The 19475-nt window shown below is 38.0% G+C and carries 16 protein-coding genes; all 16 read left to right on the forward strand.

The window, feature by feature from the left end; genetic code table 11:
- Positions 1 to 16: 16 nt before the first annotated feature.
- The 16 genes from MHB75_RS14670 (at position 17) to MHB75_RS14745 (ending at position 19464) form a co-directional block, all read left to right on the forward strand.
- A complete protein-coding gene (locus tag MHB75_RS14670) occupies positions 17 to 628 on the forward strand; it encodes a cob(I)yrinic acid a,c-diamide adenosyltransferase (RefSeq protein ID WP_141274978.1) in 612 nt (203 codons plus the stop codon).
- Positions 615 to 1106, forward strand: a complete 492-nt coding sequence (locus tag MHB75_RS14675) for an ECF transporter S component (RefSeq protein ID WP_340998782.1) — start codon at positions 615 to 617, stop codon at positions 1104 to 1106. Before MHB75_RS14670 ends, MHB75_RS14675 begins: the two co-directional genes overlap by 14 nt.
- On the forward strand, positions 1103 to 1780 hold the full coding sequence (locus MHB75_RS14680; RefSeq protein WP_340998785.1) for a hypothetical protein: 678 nt from the start codon (positions 1103 to 1105) through the stop codon (positions 1778 to 1780). The genes MHB75_RS14675 and MHB75_RS14680 overlap by 4 nt, the downstream gene beginning before the upstream one ends.
- A gap of 234 nt (positions 1781 to 2014) precedes the next feature.
- Positions 2015 to 4168, forward strand: a complete 2154-nt coding sequence (locus MHB75_RS14685) for a heterodisulfide reductase-related iron-sulfur binding cluster (RefSeq protein ID WP_340998788.1) — start codon at positions 2015 to 2017, stop codon at positions 4166 to 4168.
- A 160-nt stretch (positions 4169 to 4328) separates the two neighbouring features.
- On the forward strand, positions 4329 to 5513 hold the full coding sequence (locus MHB75_RS14690) for an acetyl-CoA C-acetyltransferase (protein ID WP_340998790.1): 1185 nt from the start codon (positions 4329 to 4331) through the stop codon (positions 5511 to 5513).
- Positions 5514 to 5527: 14 nt separating this feature from the next.
- Positions 5528 to 6379 (forward strand): 3-hydroxybutyryl-CoA dehydrogenase, encoded by an 852-nt coding sequence (locus MHB75_RS14695; protein ID WP_340998792.1) that lies wholly within the window; start codon positions 5528 to 5530, stop codon positions 6377 to 6379.
- An 88-nt stretch (positions 6380 to 6467) separates the two neighbouring features.
- Complete coding sequence (locus tag MHB75_RS14700) at positions 6468 to 7598, forward strand: acyl-CoA dehydrogenase family protein (protein WP_340998794.1); 1131 nt, start codon at positions 6468 to 6470, stop codon at positions 7596 to 7598.
- A gap of 18 nt (positions 7599 to 7616) precedes the next feature.
- Positions 7617 to 8753 (forward strand): acyl-CoA dehydrogenase, encoded by a 1137-nt coding sequence (locus MHB75_RS14705; protein WP_340998797.1) that lies wholly within the window; start codon positions 7617 to 7619, stop codon positions 8751 to 8753.
- 101 nt (positions 8754 to 8854) lie between these two features.
- A complete protein-coding gene (icmF, locus tag MHB75_RS14710) occupies positions 8855 to 12085 on the forward strand; it encodes a fused isobutyryl-CoA mutase/GTPase IcmF (RefSeq protein ID WP_340998800.1) in 3231 nt (1076 codons plus the stop codon).
- Positions 12086 to 12209: 124 nt separating this feature from the next.
- Entirely contained in the window at positions 12210 to 12368 is a 159-nt protein-coding gene (locus MHB75_RS14715) for a hypothetical protein (protein WP_340998802.1), read from the forward strand.
- 49 nt (positions 12369 to 12417) lie between these two features.
- A complete protein-coding gene (gene rpoE, locus MHB75_RS14720) occupies positions 12418 to 13005 on the forward strand; it encodes a DNA-directed RNA polymerase subunit delta (RefSeq protein WP_340998804.1) in 588 nt (195 codons plus the stop codon).
- 339 nt (positions 13006 to 13344) lie between these two features.
- Positions 13345 to 14937, forward strand: a complete 1593-nt coding sequence (locus tag MHB75_RS14725) for a CTP synthase (RefSeq protein WP_340998807.1) — start codon at positions 13345 to 13347, stop codon at positions 14935 to 14937.
- 353 nt (positions 14938 to 15290) lie between these two features.
- Entirely contained in the window at positions 15291 to 16760 is a 1470-nt protein-coding gene (locus MHB75_RS14730) for a DUF6583 family protein (protein WP_340998811.1), read from the forward strand.
- A gap of 18 nt (positions 16761 to 16778) precedes the next feature.
- Positions 16779 to 17918 carry an ABC transporter permease gene (locus MHB75_RS14735; protein ID WP_340998813.1) on the forward strand — a complete coding sequence of 380 codons (1140 nt, stop codon included), beginning with the start codon at positions 16779 to 16781 and terminating at the stop codon, positions 17916 to 17918.
- The gene (locus tag MHB75_RS14740; RefSeq protein WP_340998816.1) at positions 17915 to 18799 is read left to right on the forward strand and encodes an ABC transporter permease; all 885 of its coding nucleotides are present in this window, start codon (positions 17915 to 17917) and stop codon (positions 18797 to 18799) included. Before MHB75_RS14735 ends, MHB75_RS14740 begins: the two co-directional genes overlap by 4 nt.
- A complete protein-coding gene (locus MHB75_RS14745; protein ID WP_340998820.1) occupies positions 18796 to 19464 on the forward strand; it encodes an ABC transporter ATP-binding protein in 669 nt (222 codons plus the stop codon). The genes MHB75_RS14740 and MHB75_RS14745 overlap by 4 nt, the downstream gene beginning before the upstream one ends.
- Positions 19465 to 19475: the final 11 nt, after the last annotated feature.

Here is a 19475-nt window from a genome sequence, read left to right on the forward strand (position 1 = left end):
AAAGAAGGATGGCACAATGAATTTATATACACGTACAGGCGATAAAGGTAAAACAAGCTTAATTGGAGGTCGCGTTGATAAAGATGATGCACGCGTAGAAGTTTATGGAACGATTGATGAATTAAATTCATTTATTGGCAAGGCTGTATCAGAATTAGATCCAGCGTTATTTGAAGATGTATTACATGATTTAGAAAATATTCAAAACGAATTATTTGATTGCGGTGGTGATTTAGCAAACGTAATGAAAGAACGTCATTATAAAATGACAGATGAACCAATCGAAGTAATGGAACAACGTATTGATATTTTAATGGATGAGCCACCATTGTTAGAAAAATTCATCTTACCAGGAGGCGCACCAGCAGCCGCTACTTTACACATCGCACGTACGATTACACGCCGTGCAGAACGTCAAATGGTGACATTATTAAAACAATCAGAAGAAGGAGATGTACCTCTTGTTGTACAGCGTTATTTAAATCGTTTATCAGATTACTTATTCGCTGTAGCGCGTGTTGTCAATTCACGTCTAAATGTACCAGATGTTGAATACGCAAGAAGTGCGAAAGTATTTAAGGACGGAGGTCGCGCCAAGAAGGGAGGTGACAAACGTGAAAAAGACTAGGCTTTTAGTTTTAACTGCAATGTTTGTCGCACTTTCCGTAATTGGTTCTTTTATTAAAATTCCTGTACCGCCGGGGACGCCGGCATTGGATTCAGTTCCAGCGTTCATTAGTATTGCATTTATACCAGCACCACTTGCAGCAGCAGCGGGAGCACTTGGACATATGGCAACAGCGCTATCTTCCGGTTTCCCATTAACATTGCCATTTCATATCTTCATTGCCCTTGAGATGGCAGTTGTCGTGGGTGTAGCAGCCATTATTTATCGTAAAGGAATGAAGAAGTTGGCATGGGCATGGATTATTTTATCAAATGGTGTACTATCACCACTCCCATTTTACTTCTTATTATCACCAGCGATGTATTTTGCAGTAGCACCAGGTATTTTAGCCGCGACATTAATTAATGTTGTAGTTGGTTTAATACTACTGCCCCTACTTAAAAAAGCATTCATTCGAACAGGTGTTGAAGTTTCATGAGGAATGCAAGACAGGTTGGGAATTTAGTAATTACAAGTGATAATTCGGGCGCAATCGGCGAAAAAGAATTAGATGTCGTTTATGTGCCAGATGATGTTACGAGTTACTACTCTACACGCGTTACACTACTTGAACAACTAGCCAATCAAGCCATTCCAAAAGAAATCATCTTGTTAAACTTTACGAGTGAAGAAGCATGGGGCAAGTATATTACGGGAATCAATCGCGTTTTTGAAGAAGTGCAAATACCTGTTCCAGCGATTAGTGGTAGTACCGAAACGAACATGCCAACTCTACAGTCTGGATTTGGTATTACGATGCTCGGTGAAAAGCAGCGACCACTTCCAAATCTATCTGAACTCCATTGGTTTACATACGGTCGACCACTTGTTGGCGAACAGCTATTACAAAACGTTCATCAAGTTGCCAATCTCCAAGTTATTGTAGAAGCGCTGAAAAATCAGCACATTACACAAGTGATTCCTCTTGGTTCGAAAGGCTTGCAAAAAGAGCTAGAGCAACTGGAATTAATCGATGTGGTAGATGTAGAAAATGTACCCTACGACTCCACTGCTTCAGCAGGACCTTCAACGATGGTTTTGATTGGCGTAACAGCCGAACAAGTAGCAAATATTTCAAAAATTTTACAACATGACTTACATAGACTGAAATAATATAAGTATAGAAAAGGTATTAGAAGTGAGAATTCTAATGTCTTTTCTTATTTTTATTTTTAAATAAAATGAGCATTTACGAGCATATTTTCTATTAAAAACAGCATAATGCGTGAAAAATGTTGACTGAATAACCATTCATAATCTACAATAGAAGTATATATATCGTTTCAAATATATGAAAAAGGTGGTAACAAAGGGGAAATAATAGGTTATCACAGGGGGGGAAGTACAATGAATGGTCTACTCGTTTTAAACTGGGTACTCTTTTTAGTAGTTGTTCTTTATGCAGTGTACCTATTTAGCTATCTTTTAAAAACAAGATACGATTTCATTAAGCTCGGTAAGAAAACAGAATTTGATCAGAACGTAAAAGCTCGATTACATAAAATCTGGGTGATGGTTTTTGGTCAAAAAAAGTTATTGAAGGATAAGAAAAGCGGTATTATGCACGTCATCTTCTTCTATGGCTTTATCTTAGTACAATTTGGCGCAATTGATTTCATTTGGAAGGGATTAAAACCAGGCTCACATTTGCCGCTTGGACCACTCTATCCATATTTCACATTCTTCCAAGAAATTGTAGCACTTTTAATTTTAGTTGCAGTCGTTTGGGCATTCTATCGTCGTTATGTTGAGAAGCTTGTCCGTTTAAAACGCAACTTCAAATCAGGGTTAGTATTAATCTTCATCGGTGGCCTAATGATTTCTGTATTAGTGGGTAATGGTATGGGGTTAATTTGGAACGGAGAAGACACAACATGGTCAGAGCCAGTCGCATCTGGAGTCGCTACAATCTTTAGTTTCTTCTCACCTGTTGCAGCAGCAGCTGGTTTCTATGCGATGTGGTGGGTTCACTTACTATTCTTACTCATTTTCTTAGTGTATATTCCACAATCAAAACATGCGCATCTAATTGTTGGTCCAGTCAACGTATATCTCAACCGTCTAGGTCCTGTTGGTAAATTAACACCAATTGACTTCAATATGGATGAGGAATCAGAAGATGAAGAAGAGATGCCTACATTCGGTGTAGGAAAAATTGAAGATTTTACACAACTACAATTAGTTGATTTATATGCTTGTGTAGAATGTGGTCGTTGTACAAATATGTGTCCTGCAAGTGGTACAGGAAAAATGCTGTCACCAATGGACTTAATGTTGAAACTACGTGACCACTTAACGAATAAAGGTGCTGTTCAAACATCTCAAAGACCGTGGGTTCCAAGCTTCCTATTCAACCAGTCAAAAGGAAATCAATTGGCGATGGCAGGTGGAGTAGAAGGAGCAGTAGTAGAAGATATTTATAACCCATCATTAATTGGGGATGTCATCACAGAAGAAGAAATTTGGGCATGTACAACATGTCGTAACTGTGAAGATCAATGCCCTGTAATGAATGAACACGTAGAAAAAATTATCGACCTTCGTCGTTATTTAACGATGACAGAAGGTAAGGTCAACCCAGATGCACAACGCGCGATGTCAAATATCGAACGTCAAGGAAATCCATGGGGGCTAAATCGTAAAGAAAAAGAAAACTGGCGCGACCAACGCCCAGAATTACACATTCCAACCGTAAAAGAAGCACAAAAAGCAGGCGAAGAATTCGAATACTTATTATGGGTTGGTTCAATGGGTTCATTCGATAGTCGCTCACAAAAAATTGCACTTTCTTTTGCTCACTTATTAAATGAAGCAAGCATTCCATTTGCGATTCTTGGTAATAAAGAGAAAAACTCAGGTGACACACCGCGTCGTCTAGGGAACGAATTCTTATTCCAAGAGTTGGCAGAAGCGAATATTAAAGAATTTGAAAAAGCAGGCGTGACAAAAATCATTACGATTGATCCGCATGCTTATAATATCTTCAAAAATGAATACAGTGATTTCGGTTGGTCAGGTGAAGTGTATCACCATACAGAGCTATTAGCGAAATTAGTGAAAGAGAAGAAAATTGTTCCACAATATGAAGTGAATGAAAAAATCACCTTCCATGATTCATGTTATTTAGGGCGTTACAACGAAGTGTACGATGCACCACGTGATATTTTAAAAGCCATTCCAGGTGTGACATTACTGGAGATGGAACGTAATCGTGAAGACGCGATGTGCTGTGGCGCAGGTGGCGGTCTCATGTGGATGGAAGAACATGTAGGAAATCGTATCAATGTTGCGAGAACAGAACAAGCATTGGCAGTTGGACCTTCGATGATTTCAGCAGGCTGTCCATATTGCTTAACGATGTTATCGGATGGTACGAAAGCGAAAGAAGTGGAAGAATCAGTTGGCACATATGATGTAGCAGAAATTCTTGAGCGTTCTGTTTTCGGTGAACATACACCACCTCCGACAGAAAAAGAGGATGAAATAGAAGAAACTGTGTAAATCGCACAAAAAAACTTTCCTTAAAAATACATTTATTATATAATAAGGAAAAATAAACCTATTTTATTCTTAGGTTTTACAAGAGAGTGCGGAAATTCCCACTCTCTTTCTTTTGACAAGAACTTGAAAGCGCATACTTACAAAGAGAGAGGTTATGAACATGAATCAATCAGTTATTGTTAGCGGTGCTCGAACAGCTTTTGGCAAGTTTGGAGGCTCTTTAAGTTCATTATCCGCAAGTGATTTAGGCGGCATTGCGATTAAAGGTGCTTTAGAGGAAATTCACTTAGCTCCTGAAGAAATCGATCAAGTCATTATGGGAAATGTATTACAAGCAGGGCAAGGACAAATTCCATCAAGACAAGCAGCAGCAAAAGCAGATATTCCTTGGTCGGTAAAAACAGAAACAATTAACAAAGTATGTGCCTCTGGTTTACGCAGTATTACATTGGCAGACCAGCTCATTCGTTTAGGTGATGAGAACATCATCGTAGCAGGTGGTATGGAATCTATGTCGAATGCACCGTACTATGTACCGAATGCACGCTTTGGCTTACGTATGAATAATGCAACATTAGTAGATGGTATGGTTTATGACGGTCTATCTTGCGCATTTGATCCAGCGCATGTTCATATGGGAACTTACGGAAATAAGACAGCGAAGGAATTAAACATCTCAAGAGAAGAACAAGATCGCTTTGCGGCACGCAGTCAAGAACGTGCAGTGGCTTCAATTGAAAATGGTGTATTTGAACAAGAAATTGTCGACGTCGTTGTACCGCAACGAAAAGGTGAAGACCTTGTCATTCGTGTGGACGAAGCGCCGCGTAAAGGAACTACAGTAGAAGTATTAGCGAATTTAAAACCAGCATTCGGTAAAGACGGAACGGTAACAGCAGGGAATGCACCAGGTATTAATGACGGTGCATGTGCAGTCGTTGTGATGAATGAAGAAGAAGCAAATAAGCGTGGTTTAACACCACTTGCGAAAATTATTGGTCACGCTGAAGTTGGCGTAGAACCAGCAGATTTCCCACAAACACCAGGGTTAGTTATTGAAAAATTACTCGAAAAAACAGGGAAATCCGTAGATGAAATTGATTTATTCGAAATCAATGAAGCTTTTGCAGTTGTAGCTTTAGCGAGTAAGCAAATTGCAGGTTTAGATGAAGAAAAAATTAATGTAAATGGTGGAGCAGTAGCTCTTGGACATCCAATCGGTGCATCAGGTGCTCGAATTGTTCTTACATTAGCACATGAGCTAAAACGTCGTGGCGGTGGCATTGGAATTGCGGCAATTTGTTCAGGTGGCGGTCAAGGCGACGCGATTATGATTGAAGTATAAGGGGGAAGCGAGAGATGGAAATCAACAAAATTATGGTCATTGGTGCAGGGCAGATGGGTGCAGGGATTGCTGAAGTTTGTGCAACAGCAGGGTATGAAGTTCTTCTTTGTGATACATCAGAACAATCGTTACAAGCAGGTATTGCACGCATTGCAAAAAACTTAGAAAAGAACGTATCAAAAGAGCGCATTACTATTGAAGAAAAAGATACAATCTTATCTCGTTTTTCACTTGAAACATCAATGGAACGCGCAAAGGAAATTGATTTAGCCATTGAAGCTGCAACAGAAAATATGGCGATTAAGCAATTCATTTTCAAAGACTTAGATGCGTTAGCACCAGAACATGCGATTCTCGCAACAAACACGTCGTCATTACCAATTACAGAGCTTGCAGCTGTAACTAAGCGACCAGAGCAAGTAATTGGCATGCACTTTATGAATCCTGTTCCAGTGATGAAGTTAGTTGAAATTATTCGTGGACTTGCTACAAAAGATGAAGTGTATGAAACGATTGAAACATTAACGCATGCACTGAAAAAGACACCTGTAGAAGTAAATGACTATCCTGGTTTCGTTGCCAATCGTATTTTAATGCCGATGATTAACGAAGCGATTTACACATTGTATGAAGGAGTTGCTAGTGTAGAGGCCATTGATGACGTGATGAAAATGGGGATGAATCACCCAATGGGGCCATTAACACTTGCTGATTTCATCGGTTTAGATACATGTCTTTATATTATGGAAACATTGTATGAAGGATTTGGAGATAGTAAATACCGCCCATGTCCGCTACTGCGTAAATATGTAGCAGCAGGTTGGTATGGTAAGAAGAGCGGTCGCGGCTTTTATGTGTACGAGTAAGAAACCATCATCATCTAGAGATGTTTGGGGAACCAAATTCAAGCCATGAACAGAACGACTTGAAAAATTATGGAGGGAGAGTTCCATTATGGCGATCCAATTAACAGAAGAACAAGCAATGCTACAAAAAATGGTCCGCAATTTTGCACAAACGGAGGTTGCAGCATTCGTACCGAATATGGAAAAAGATGAATTTCCAACAGCCGTTTTAACGAAGATGGGCGAATTAGGGCTAATGGGGATGACGACACCTGAAAAGTATGGTGGTTCGGATATGGACTTTATCTCTTATATTTTGGCAATTCATGAATTGTCTAAAGTAAGTGGAACAGTAGGCGTTATTTTATCGGTGCATACATCGGTTGCAACGAATCCAATTTTAAAATTTGGTACAGACACACAAATTGAAAAGTACGTTCCAAAATTAGCGAGTGGTGAATATTTAGGCTCGTTTTGTTTAACAGAGCCAGCAGCAGGTTCAGATGCGGCTTCTATTAAAACTTCTGCAAAAAAAGTAGAGGGTGGCTACGAACTAAACGGTTCAAAAGTATTCATTACAAATGGTGGTTATGCAGATATCTATATCGTATTTGCAGTAACAGATTCAACTCAAAAGACAAAAGGAATTACAGCCTTTATTGTGGAGCGCACGATGGAAGGACTTGTAATTGGTAAAAATGAGGCGAAGATGGGATTGCATGGTTCAAGCACGGTACAACTGACATTCGAAAACTTATTTGTCCCAGAAGAAAATATACTAGGTCAATTAGGCGAAGGCTTTACAATCGCGATGGCAAACTTAAATGTTGGACGAATTGGAATCGCGGCACAGGCTTTAGGAATTGCTGAAGCGGCACTTGAAGCAGCTATTGGTTATGCGAAAGAGCGACAACAATTTAATCAGCCGATTATTAAACATCAAGGAATTGCATTCAAATTAGCTGATATGGCGACATCTGTAGAAGCAGCGAAGCAACTAGTTTATAGTGCAGCAGCATTATATGAACGTGGTGAGGACTGTAAAAAAGAAGCCTCGATGGCAAAATTATTTGCTTCGAAAATTGCAGTTGAAGTAGCAACTGAAGCCATCCAAGTTTACGGAGGTTATGGTTATTCAAAAGAATATCCTGTAGAGCGCTATTTCCGCGACGCCAAAGTAACAGAGATTTATGAAGGTACGAGTGAAATTCAACGTTTAGTTATTTCAAAAGAACTTTAAAAGCGGGAGGAAATGAATATGCAATTTAAATTATCAGAAGAACATGAGATGTTAAAGAAAATGGTTCGTGATTTTGCAGAGGAAGTAATCGCACCTTCAGCAGCAGAGCGTGATGAAGAAGCACGATTTGATCGTACGCATTTCGAACAAATGGCTGAACTTGGTTTAACAGGTGTTCCGTGGCCAGAAGAATACGGCGGCGCAGGAATGGATTATTTAGCGTACTGTATCGTTGTAGAAGAATTATCGCGTGTAGATGCTTCAGTGGGTGTCACAATTTCCGCTCATACGTCTTTAGCAGGTTGGCCGCTTTATAAATTCGGTACAGAAGAACAAAAGCAAAAATATTTACGCCCGATGGCAGAAGGTAAGAAGATTGGTGCTTATGGTTTAACAGAACCTTCTTCTGGTTCGGATGCAGGGGGTATGAAAACTGTTGCGAAAGAAGATGGTGACCATTACATCATTAATGGCTCGAAAATTTTCATTACAAATGGTGGTTTAGCTGATATTTATGTTGTATTTGCATTAACGGACCCGAATGACCGTCGTAGTACAACAGCATTCATCGTAGAATCTGACTTTGAAGGATTCTCTGTTGGGAAGAAAGAAGATAAGATGGGGATTCGTTCTTCACCAACAACGGAGATTATTTTTGAAAATTGCCGCGTTCCCAAAGAGAATATCTTAGGTGAGGTTGGTGATGGTTTTAAAATTGCGATGAAGACATTAGACGGTGGTCGTAACGGAATTGCAGCACAGGCAGTTGGTATTGCACAAGGCGCACTAGATGCGGCAGTTGCATATGCAAGTGAGCGTGTTCAATTCGGTAAGCCAATCATTGAAAACCAAGGTGTCGGTTTCACACTAGCTGATATGGCGACAGCAACAGAAGCATCACGTCTTTTAACATATCAAGCAGCGTGGTTAGAAGGACAAGGTCTACCATACGGTAAAGCATCTGCAATGGCGAAACTCATGGCTGGTGATACGGCGATGAAAGTAACAACAGATGCTGTACAAGTATTTGGTGGTTATGGTTATACGAAAGACTATCCAGTAGAACGCTTCATGCGCGATGCGAAAATCACACAAATTTATGAAGGTACACAAGAAATTCAGCGTATGGTTATTTCACGTATGCTACAAAAATAATGAAGCAAACTGTATGATGTTGGGGCATTTATAGTGGGTGGTAGAAATTGAACAAGCATCAATCTCTACTGCCCTTCTTTTATATAAGGGGAGGTCATAGAATGGGAAAAGTGAAAAGTAAAAGTCCAGTTCGTTTTGTAACGGCATCAAGTTTATTTGATGGACATGATGTGTCCGTTAATATTATGCGTCGTATTTTACAAGCACAGGGTGCAGAGGTTATTCACCTTGGTCATAACCGTTCTGTAGAAGAAGTAGTCAATGCAGCGATTCAAGAAGATGCACATGGTGTAGCAGTATCTTCTTACCAAGGTGGACATGTTGAATATTTCAAATATATGTATGATTTATTAAAAGAGAAGGGCGCACCACACATTAAAATTTGGGGCGGCGGTGGAGGTGTTATTCTCCCATCCGAACTAAAAGATTTACATGCATATGGTGTTGCAGGATTATTCTCACCAGAAGATGGTCGACGTCTTGGATTAGATGGTATGGTAGCGAAAATGATTAATGATTCTGACAAGCCATTACCAGAAGATGATGTTATCGATTTAATACCAGAAGTCACAACTGAGAATGTGCCGACACTTGCGAAGTTAATCACGTATGCAGAGAATGGCGCAAATGAAGCCTTTTTAGAAAAGGCGCGACAGGCTTCAAAACATACACCTGTTTTAGGGATTACAGGAACAGGTGGTGCAGGGAAAAGTTCATTAACAGATGAATTAATTCGTCGTTTCCTTTCTGAATTCCCAGATAAAAAAATTGCGATTTTGTCAATTGACCCAACAAAGCAAAAAACGGGTGGTGCGCTACTTGGTGACCGTATTCGTATGAATGCGATTTTCGACCAGCGCATCTATATGCGTTCGCTTGCGACACGTGATTCACGTACAGAACTATCGCATGCTATTCATGATGTACTTGATGTTGTGAAAGTCGCTGGGTTCGATTTAATCATCATTGAAACATCTGGTATTGGACAGGGTGATAATGAGATTACGACAATTTCAGATGTCGCAATGTACATCATGACGAGTGAATTTGGTGCGCCAACACAACTTGAAAAAATTGATATGATTGACTATGCCGACTTAATCGTTATTAATAAATTTGAACGTAAAGGTTCAGAAGATGCACTACGCCAAGTGCAAAAGCAGTATCAGCGTAGTCATATGCGTTTTGATGAGCCAATCGATCACATGCCTGTTTACGGTACAATTGCGAGTCAATTTAACGATAAAGGTACAAACGCATTATTTGCGGCACTTATTCGTACATTTAATGAGAAGATGGATTTAGATTGGCAAACAAGCTATGAAGAATTCGTTAAGACACAAAAACAAAATGTCATTATTCCAAATGACCGTCGTTATTATTTACGAGAGATTTCAGATACGGTGCGTAACTATCATAAAACAGCAGCAGAACAAGTAGATATCGCACGTCGACTATTCACATTACATGGCTCAATTGAAGCAGTGAAAGCAAATGGTGGAGATGAGGCGACAATCCAAGTTTTAGAGCAATTAGCTTTCCAAACAGAAGAACAACTAACAGCTGAATCACGTACGATTTTACGAAACTGGGAGCAGTTAAAAACGGATTATTCAGAGGATGAATATGTAACGAAAGTACGTGACAAAGAAATTCGCACAATTCTACGCACAGAAAGTTTATCCGGTACAAAAATTCCGAAAGTAGCCTTACCAAAGTATAAAGACTACGGTGAGATTTTAAACTTTGTCTATCGTGAAAATGTTCCAGGACAGTTCCCATTCACAGCAGGCGTATTCCCGTTCAAACGTGAAGGTGAAGATCCAAAGCGTCAATTTGCTGGGGAAGGAACACCGGAACGTACGAATCGCCGTTTCCACTATGTTTCAAAAGATGATGATGCCAAACGTTTATCAACAGCTTTCGACTCCGTAACATTATACGGTGAAGATCCAGCAGAACGTCCTGATATTTATGGTAAGGTCGGGGAGTCTGGCGTTAGTATTTGTACATTAGAGGATATGAAAAAACTCTATGATGGATTCGATTTATGCGCACCATCTACATCGGTGTCGATGACGATTAATGGACCAGCACCGATTATTTTAGCAATGTTTATGAATGCAGCAATCGATCAACAAGTGCAAAAGCGTGAAGAAGAGTTAGGCAGAACACTGACAGTCGAAGAATTTACGGAGACGAAAGAACATACGTTGAATGTTGTGCGTGGGACGGTTCAAGCAGATATTCTAAAAGAAGATCAAGGGCAAAATACATGTATCTTTTCTACGGAATTTGCGCTACGTATGATGGGTGACATTCAGCAGTACTTCATCGACCATAAAGTTCGCAACTACTATTCTGTATCGATTTCTGGCTATCATATTGCAGAAGCGGGCGCAAATCCAATTTCACAATTAGCATTCACGCTAGCAAATGGTTTCACATATGTTGAGTACTATTTAAGTCGCGGTATGCATATTGATGATTTTGCACCGAACCTATCGTTCTTCTTTTCCAATGGTTTAGACCCAGAATATACGGTGATTGGTCGTGTTGCACGTCGTATTTGGGCGACAGCAATGCGTAATAAGTACGGTGCAAATGAGCGTAGTCAAAAGTTGAAATATCATGTTCAAACGTCTGGACGAAGCTTACATGCGCAAGAGATTAACTTTAACGATATCCGTACAACACTACAAGCATTAATGGCGCTACAAGATAACTGTAACTCGCTGCATACAAATGCATATGACGAAGCGATTACAACACCAACAGAAGGTTCTGTACGTCGTGCGATGGCGATTCAGATGATTATTACAAAAGAGTATGGCTTAGCGAAGAATGAAAATCCATTACAAGGTTCATTCATCATTGAAGAATTAACGGATTTAGTCGAACAAGCTGTACTAGAAGAATTCGATCGTATTAACGACCGTGGTGGTGTACTTGGTGCGATGGAAACACAGTATCAACGTGGTAAAATTCAAGAAGAATCCATGTTATATGAACATCTAAAACATTCAGGTGAATTACCGATTATCGGTGTGAATACGTACTTGAATCCAAATGAAGAATCGGACGAATCGATTGATTCAATGGAAGTAGCACGTGCAACGAAAGAAGAAAAAGAGTTACAATTAAAAAATCTACGCACTTTCCAAGAAAAACATCGTGATGAAGCAGAAGAGCAACTAAAAAAATTAAAGCATGTTGCGAAAACAAATGGCAATATTTTCGAGCAGTTAATGAAAACAGTTCGTTATGCGAGTCTAGGACAGATTACAAATGCATTATACGAAGTAGGCGGACAATACCGTCGTAATATGTAGTAGAATGACACAACACCTCTTGCGTATTTCGATACAAAAGAGGTGCTTTCTTTTGTATAAGGACAAAATCATTATTTTTTTGTATAATGACAGGTAAAGAGTTTTTTTAAGGAGCGTTAAATTGATGAAGAAATTCGTTCCAAGTATCATTTTAATAGGACTATTGATTGCGACTTATTTCATGTATAATAAGCAACTGGGCGCAATTCCAATCTTATTGCTCTCATTTTATTTATTCTATATTGTTTACACGCGCATAAAAGTCAACAAAACAACTAAATGATTGTGGTACAATGTAGTACACTGCGTTTATAATAGTAACATCATACTTTATGTATTTAGGAAAGGACGTGCACGAATTGAACCTTCGTGAATTAACTGAAGAAGAATTATTAGAAGAATCGCTAGTCAACCTAGCTTATGGCTTATTAACTGAACAAAAGCAACCACTTGCTTTCACAGAAATCATTGCAGAACTTGAAAAATTAAATGCACGTACACCAGAACAAATGGATGCGTATTTAAACCAATTCTACACAGATATGAACATCGATGGACGCTTCATGGTATTAGCTGAAAATCGTTGGGGCTTAAGAGAGTGGTATGCAATTGATCAAGTAGAAGAAGAGATTGCACCAACTGTTAAAACACATAAGAAAAAAGTAAAAGCGGCATTATTAAATGACGATTTATTATTAGATGATGAAGAAATCGAAATCGACTTAGACTTAGTTGAAGAATTCGACGCATATGATGATGACGATGACGACGAAGATGATGACAATTTAGCAGTTCTAGATGTCATTGATGAAGATAAAGATTTAGATGAAGACGAAGAAGAATTAGAAATCGACATCGAAATTGATTTAGATGAAGATGAAGATGATTTAGAAGAAGACGAGGAAGAAGATTTTAAATAATCTCGTTTTAAAAAGTGCGAATTTCTTATAAGGAATTCGCACTTTTTTTCTATATGAATCGATAAAAAAAACAACTTTCCGAAATATCACCTTTAAAAAATTTTTTTATCAGTAAAATACGGTACAAAAGGAATGAAAGCCCTTCCTAAAATAGCACTTTTACGTCATAACGATAAAATTCTTGACTTACAACTGCAAAAGTAATACTCTTTTATTTGGGCTCCCTTAAAAAGGAGATTGACCGTGTAAATACGACGCTCCCCCTGCAAAATTGCAGGATGGGGGCGTTTTTTCATTTTACAAAATGATTGGAATCACATTACTAAGGAGGTAGTCAATTTGACTAAATATATTTTCGTAACAGGTGGCGTCGTATCGTCTTTGGGTAAAGGGATCACAGCAGCATCACTCGGTCGTTTATTAAAAAATCGAGGTTTAGAAGTAACTACACAAAAATTTGATCCTTACATCAACATCGACCCAGGCACAATGAGTCCGTATCAACATGGTGAGGTATTCGTAACGGATGATGGTGCAGAAACAGATTTAGACTTAGGTCACTATGAGCGTTTTATTGATATTAACCTTGGTAAACATTCGACTGTTACGTCAGGTCGTGTCTATGCAACTGTGTTGAAAAAAGAGCGTCGTGGTGATTATGAAGGTGGAACAGTGCAAGTTATTCCACATATCACAAATGAAATTAAAGACCGCATTCAACGTGCAGGGCGCGAAACGAATGCAGATATTGTCATTACAGAGATTGGCGGCACAGTAGGTGATATCGAATCATTACCGTTCCTAGAAGCGATTCGTCAGTTAAAACGTGATTTAGGTAGTGAAAATGTATTGTATTTACACTGTACATTAGTACCGTATATCGCAGCTTCAGGAGAATTAAAAACAAAACCAACACAGCACTCTGTAAAAGAGTTACGTTCATTAGGTATTCAACCAAATATTTTAGTTGTACGTTCAGATCGTTCTGTTCCACAAAGTATGAAAGAAAAAATTGCGCTATTCTGTGATGTACATGCACATGAAGTAGTAGAGTGTGTAGATGCAGAAAGCTTATATGATATTCCACTAGCACTATTAGAACAAAATTTAGATGGCATTGTATTAGACCATTTTGGTATGGAAGCGCCAGCAGCAGATATGATGGAGTGGACAGCTTTAGTTGATCGTGTGAAAAATCTATCTAAAACAACAACAGTGGCATTAGTCGGTAAGTATGTCGAATTACAAGACGCTTATATCTCAGTAGCAGAGGCATTAAAACATGCTGGTTATGCACATGATGCTGACATTAACATTCAGTGGATTAATGCAGAAGATGTAAATGCTGAAAATGTAGCATCTTTATTATCAAAAGTTGATGGTATTCTTGTACCGGGTGGTTTTGGTGATCGCGGCGTAGAAGGTAAGATTGAAGCGATTAAATATGCACGTGAGAACGATGTACCATTCTTAGGTATTTGTTTAGGTATGCAAATGGCAGCTGTTGAATTTGCACGTAATGTTTTAGGGTTAGATGGTGCGCATTCTGCTGAATTAGATGCAGATACAGCACATCCAATTATTGACTTATTACCAGACCAAGAAGATGTAGAAGATTTAGGCGGTACATTACGTCTTGGTTTATATCCATGTAAATTAAAAGAAGGTTCACGAGCAGAAGCAATCTACGGAGAGTCGTTAGTATATGAACGTCATCGTCACCGTTATGAATTTAACAATGCGTATCGTGAAGCGATGGAAGCAGCAGGTCTTGTATTCTCAGGTTTATCACCAGATGGTCGACTAGTAGAAATTTTAGAATTACCTGAGAAGAAATTCTTCGTGGCAGCACAATTCCACCCAGAATTTATCTCACGTCCACAACGTCCACAACCTTTATTCCGCGACTTTATTGGCGCAACAATGAAATAATGATGAAGAAATAGGTGCTAGGATATAAGCGTAAATCTTATATGAGCATAAGAAAAGCCGGAATCGTGTTGTAGCACGGTTCTGGCTTTTCGTTTCGAACTCTAAAAAGACACATACATATTTTGTTCAGGACACTATTTTAGAGGGAGAAATATCTCAATCAAAAAAACATTAAAATTAAAACGTTTAATTTCAAAATAAGGGTATAGAGAAAATAAGATTGTGCATTAAAAGATAATTTAAGTATAAAAATGCTCGTTTAAGTGATAAAATTCTATATTTATGATAAAATCTATTTCTAAAAAAGGGGATATTAGGTATGATGAGTATATTAAAAATGTGAGGTGGAAATTTTGACAAAAAAAGCAATCGCCATCGTCGTTGCGTTAGTCGTCCTAGTTGCAGCTGGTGGTTTTGGCGTATATTACTATTTTACAAATACGCCAAAGAATAAATATTTATTAAGTGAAAAGAAAAGTTATGAAGATGTAAGTAATTATCTTTCTGAGCGATACAAAGATGAAATGGCGTTATCAAATAAAATGCCAAATGAGTCTTACAAATCGAGTATTACATTAGGTGCAGAATTACCGGAAACACTTACAAGTGAATTTGGCATTCCAACAGATTTAATCAAATCATCTAAAATTGAATTAAGTGCAGCACATGATCCAAAAAACAGTGCATCTCAATTGGCGATTAATCCGACAATTGGAGATAGCAAGATGGATGCATTCATTTGGAGTGCAGACGCTAAATATCAATATTTACAAGGACCAATTCTAAAGAACCCGATACAATTCAATAATGATCAATTTATTGAAGGACTTGAAAAATTAACAGGGGAAAAAATGAGTACTGAAGATGGTTTAACGAATGATACATTAAACCTAAACAGCATCATGAGTACACCGATTTCACAAGATGAGCTAAATGACTTAGTAAATCGTTATATGAAATTCACAATCGACCAATTAAATGATGACTTATTCAAAAAAGGTAGCGAAGAGGTCGACGTATTCGGTAAAAAGCAAAAGCTTGATACAATTACATTAGACATGAAAAATACAGATGTGAAGAATTTAACAATTGCAGTTGTGGAAGAAGCATCGAATGATAAAGATTTACAAAAGCTATTAAAGCAATCAGATGCAACAATTAATGTGAAAAAAGAATTACAGACAGTTTTAAAAAGTTTAAAAGAAACAAAAGCAGCAGATTTCCCAGCGATTAAGTCAACAATTTATGTCGATGGTAAAACAATTTTAAAACGTGATATCGTAATTGGTATTGATGAAGAAAAATTACACATTGTCGCTGATACAAAAGTAGACAAAGAAGTACAATTAAAAGTTGTTGGAACAGACAAAGAACAAACAGGTACATTAACAATTGAAGGTTCATCAACAGGTTCAAAAGACTTTAAAGATGACTACACAATTAAATTATCAGACCAAGATACACCGATGTTTGAAATTCAACTGACAAATGATGAAAAAGTTGATGGTAAGAAGCGTACGAATGCGATGGCTCTGAACTTTACAGCGCCAGATGAAGATCCATTCAAAATTACGTACGATCAAGAGATGACAACAGATGTGAAGAATAATAGCCAAGACTCAAAAGGAACAGTTGCTTTTGATGTACAAGGTGAAAATATTAAACTATTTGTAGATACAAAAACAAAATTAAAAGAACCACTTAAACTAGACGTTCCAAACGCGAAAAATGTGAACGACATGACGGAAGATGAAGTAATCAAATTACGTGAAGAAGTAACAAACGTATTTGCTTCGTTATTTATGGGTTTAGGCGGACTATAAAATAGGAGGAGTGTGTAAATGTCAATCATGAACTTAATGGGCATTTACCACTCTTTTTTATTGAAAAAGTGGTATGTGCTTCTCTATGTTTTAGCGCTTATTGGACTCATTTTAGCTGCACTTTTATGGTTCAACACCCATCAACAAAAAGAGACAATCCTACAACTTGGCATTGTCGACCAAGACCAAACAACTGAAACGAATATGATTTTACAAGCAGTCGGTAAAGGAGAAGAGTTCTCAAATCAATTTAAGCTCAAACCTTTTACGAATGAACAAGCAACAAAAGCTTTAGAAAATCATAAGATTGACGGCTATATTGTTTTAAATAAAGGAATGACACAAGCTTTTTATAAAAATGGGGAATTACCAATTCACGTTTATACATATGATGAAACATCCGTTCAAAGTATTGTGATTCAACAATTGGCTGATTCCGTATATAGTCGCTTGATGTTAGCAGAGAGTGGGATTCTAACTTTCGCAGAATTCCAGAAAAAAGCGACAGATGAAGAATTAGTTTCGATGATGATTCGCTTACTCGTGACGGGATTAGACCGTCAAGGTGCATTTGAAGTGGAAGAAGTGAAGACGTATCAATTATCGACGTATGTACTCGTAAGTGCGTACTTCCTATCAATTTTGATTATCTATTGGACGGTTTCAACATTATTGCATATGAATACGTCACAAGCACTACAACAACGTCTACGCCTCTACCCATTCGTTCAAGAACGTTTGATTTTATCGAGAGGGTTATTTGCGACCATCGTGACAGTTCTTTTTTCAATCATTATGACAATCTGCATTGTTCCATTTACGGCATTCGAAGCCTATAATAGCTTGTATTTAATAACGACATTACTTAGTTATATTTTATCAATTTTCTTCTTATTTACGCTATGTGAATGGGTTCGCTGCTCTATTGGAAAATGGCTTATCCTACTCTACCTACTCGTGTTCTCGGGGGCAGTTATTCCAACACTTTATACACAACAGTGGCATATGAAAGAAAATCTATTTGCCCAAGTATTTCAGCGCATATTAGATTTACTTCATGAAAACTACATTACTGATTTTACATCTGTTTTTTATATACAGATTAGCAGTATTGTTCTCATATGGTGTGTCGTGTTAGTTTGGAGGAAATACCGATGAAAAAACAATGGATTTTATATGGTTTAACTTGTATCGCAGTCGTTTGTCTTATTTTCTTATTTGAAAAAAGCCAACAACAAGTATTTAAAATTCCCATACTCATCCAAGATGAAGACCAGTCTAAACAGTCAAAAGAATGGATCAAGTCAATTCAACAATCGGATTACATCGCTGTTCAATCCTTATTAAACGCGGAAGAAGCGACTGAAAAAATTCGTTTGAATGAAGCGAGCGTGGCACTCATCATTCCAAAAGGCTTTTCGACAAATTTAGCTTCGCAAAGTACGAAAGGAACAGTTCGCCTTGTGCAAGCAGATGGTTTAGTCGCGTCCATTGCAACAGAATTAATCAGTCAGGCACTCTATAAACAGCAAATTCCATATATGATTAAAGATGAACTGAAGAACAAAGAACCGATTGAGAAAATTGAACAAGCCTATGAAAAGAACGAACCAAAGAATCAACTGCAAAAAGCGACATCTACTACACGAACGACAACAGGAAGCTTATTCAATACATTCTTTATGTGCGGGCTCATTTCCTTGTTGAGTTTACAAGTGATCTTTTTACGAAGTATGCGACAATTTAATGTATTCAATCGACTGAAATTATATCGCTTCGCTTGGTTGAAATTAATTAGTAGATATAGCGTATATGCACTCCTCTTTGTGTACATGCTTGGAAGTATGAGTGTCTGGATTCTACAAGTACAATCGCCACTCATCGTGAACCTACTCTGGTTAATACCGAGCCAAATCGTACTCGCATGGCTTTTCTTCTTTGTTCGAACGACCAGTCACATGCTTTGGATGACGACGCTCTGGACCATTGTGTATAGTGTCATTTATATTGGAACACAGTTGATGGGAGGGATTATATGATCGCAATTGAACAGGCTACAAAATCATTTGGTGAAAAGACATTATTTCGCGATCTTAATTTAATGTTTGAAGAGCAAAAAGTAACCGTTCTGCTCGGAGAAAATGGTGCTGGTAAGTCAACATTACTGCATATTCTTGCGGGACTTGAACACTTGAATACAGGGCGTATTTTATATCAAAACAGTCCGATCACTTCGAAACAAATACATGAAATCATCGGTTTTGTACCACAAGAAATTGCGCTTTGGGATCATCTGACGGTACAGCAAAACATTCAATTTTTCAAAAAGCAAAAAAAAGGCGCCATCTCTGACGAACAAATTAAGCGTTATTGTGAGCAATTGCATCTAGTCGACTTACATCAACCTATTTCAAAACTCTCGGGCGGTACGAAGCGTAAAGCCAATCTTTTAATTGGTTTATTACACCAACCAACGTTTCTCATTTTAGATGAACCAACTGTAGGAATTGATTTAAAATCACGTTATGAAATTCAATCACTCATTCGACAATTAAAGTCGACTTGTACAATCGTCATGACGACACATCATTTAGACGAAGTAGAAGCAGTAGCCGATCACATTATCACGATAGGAAAAGATCCTTTTTATAAACAAGTCTTGCAAGAAAAAGGTTTGCCATTCATAGAAGCAAATAAAGTATAGTAAATAAAAAG

This window comes from Kurthia sp. FSL E2-0154 (assembly GCF_038003625.1).
GTDB lineage: Bacteria > Bacillota > Bacilli > Bacillales_A > Planococcaceae > Kurthia > Kurthia gibsonii.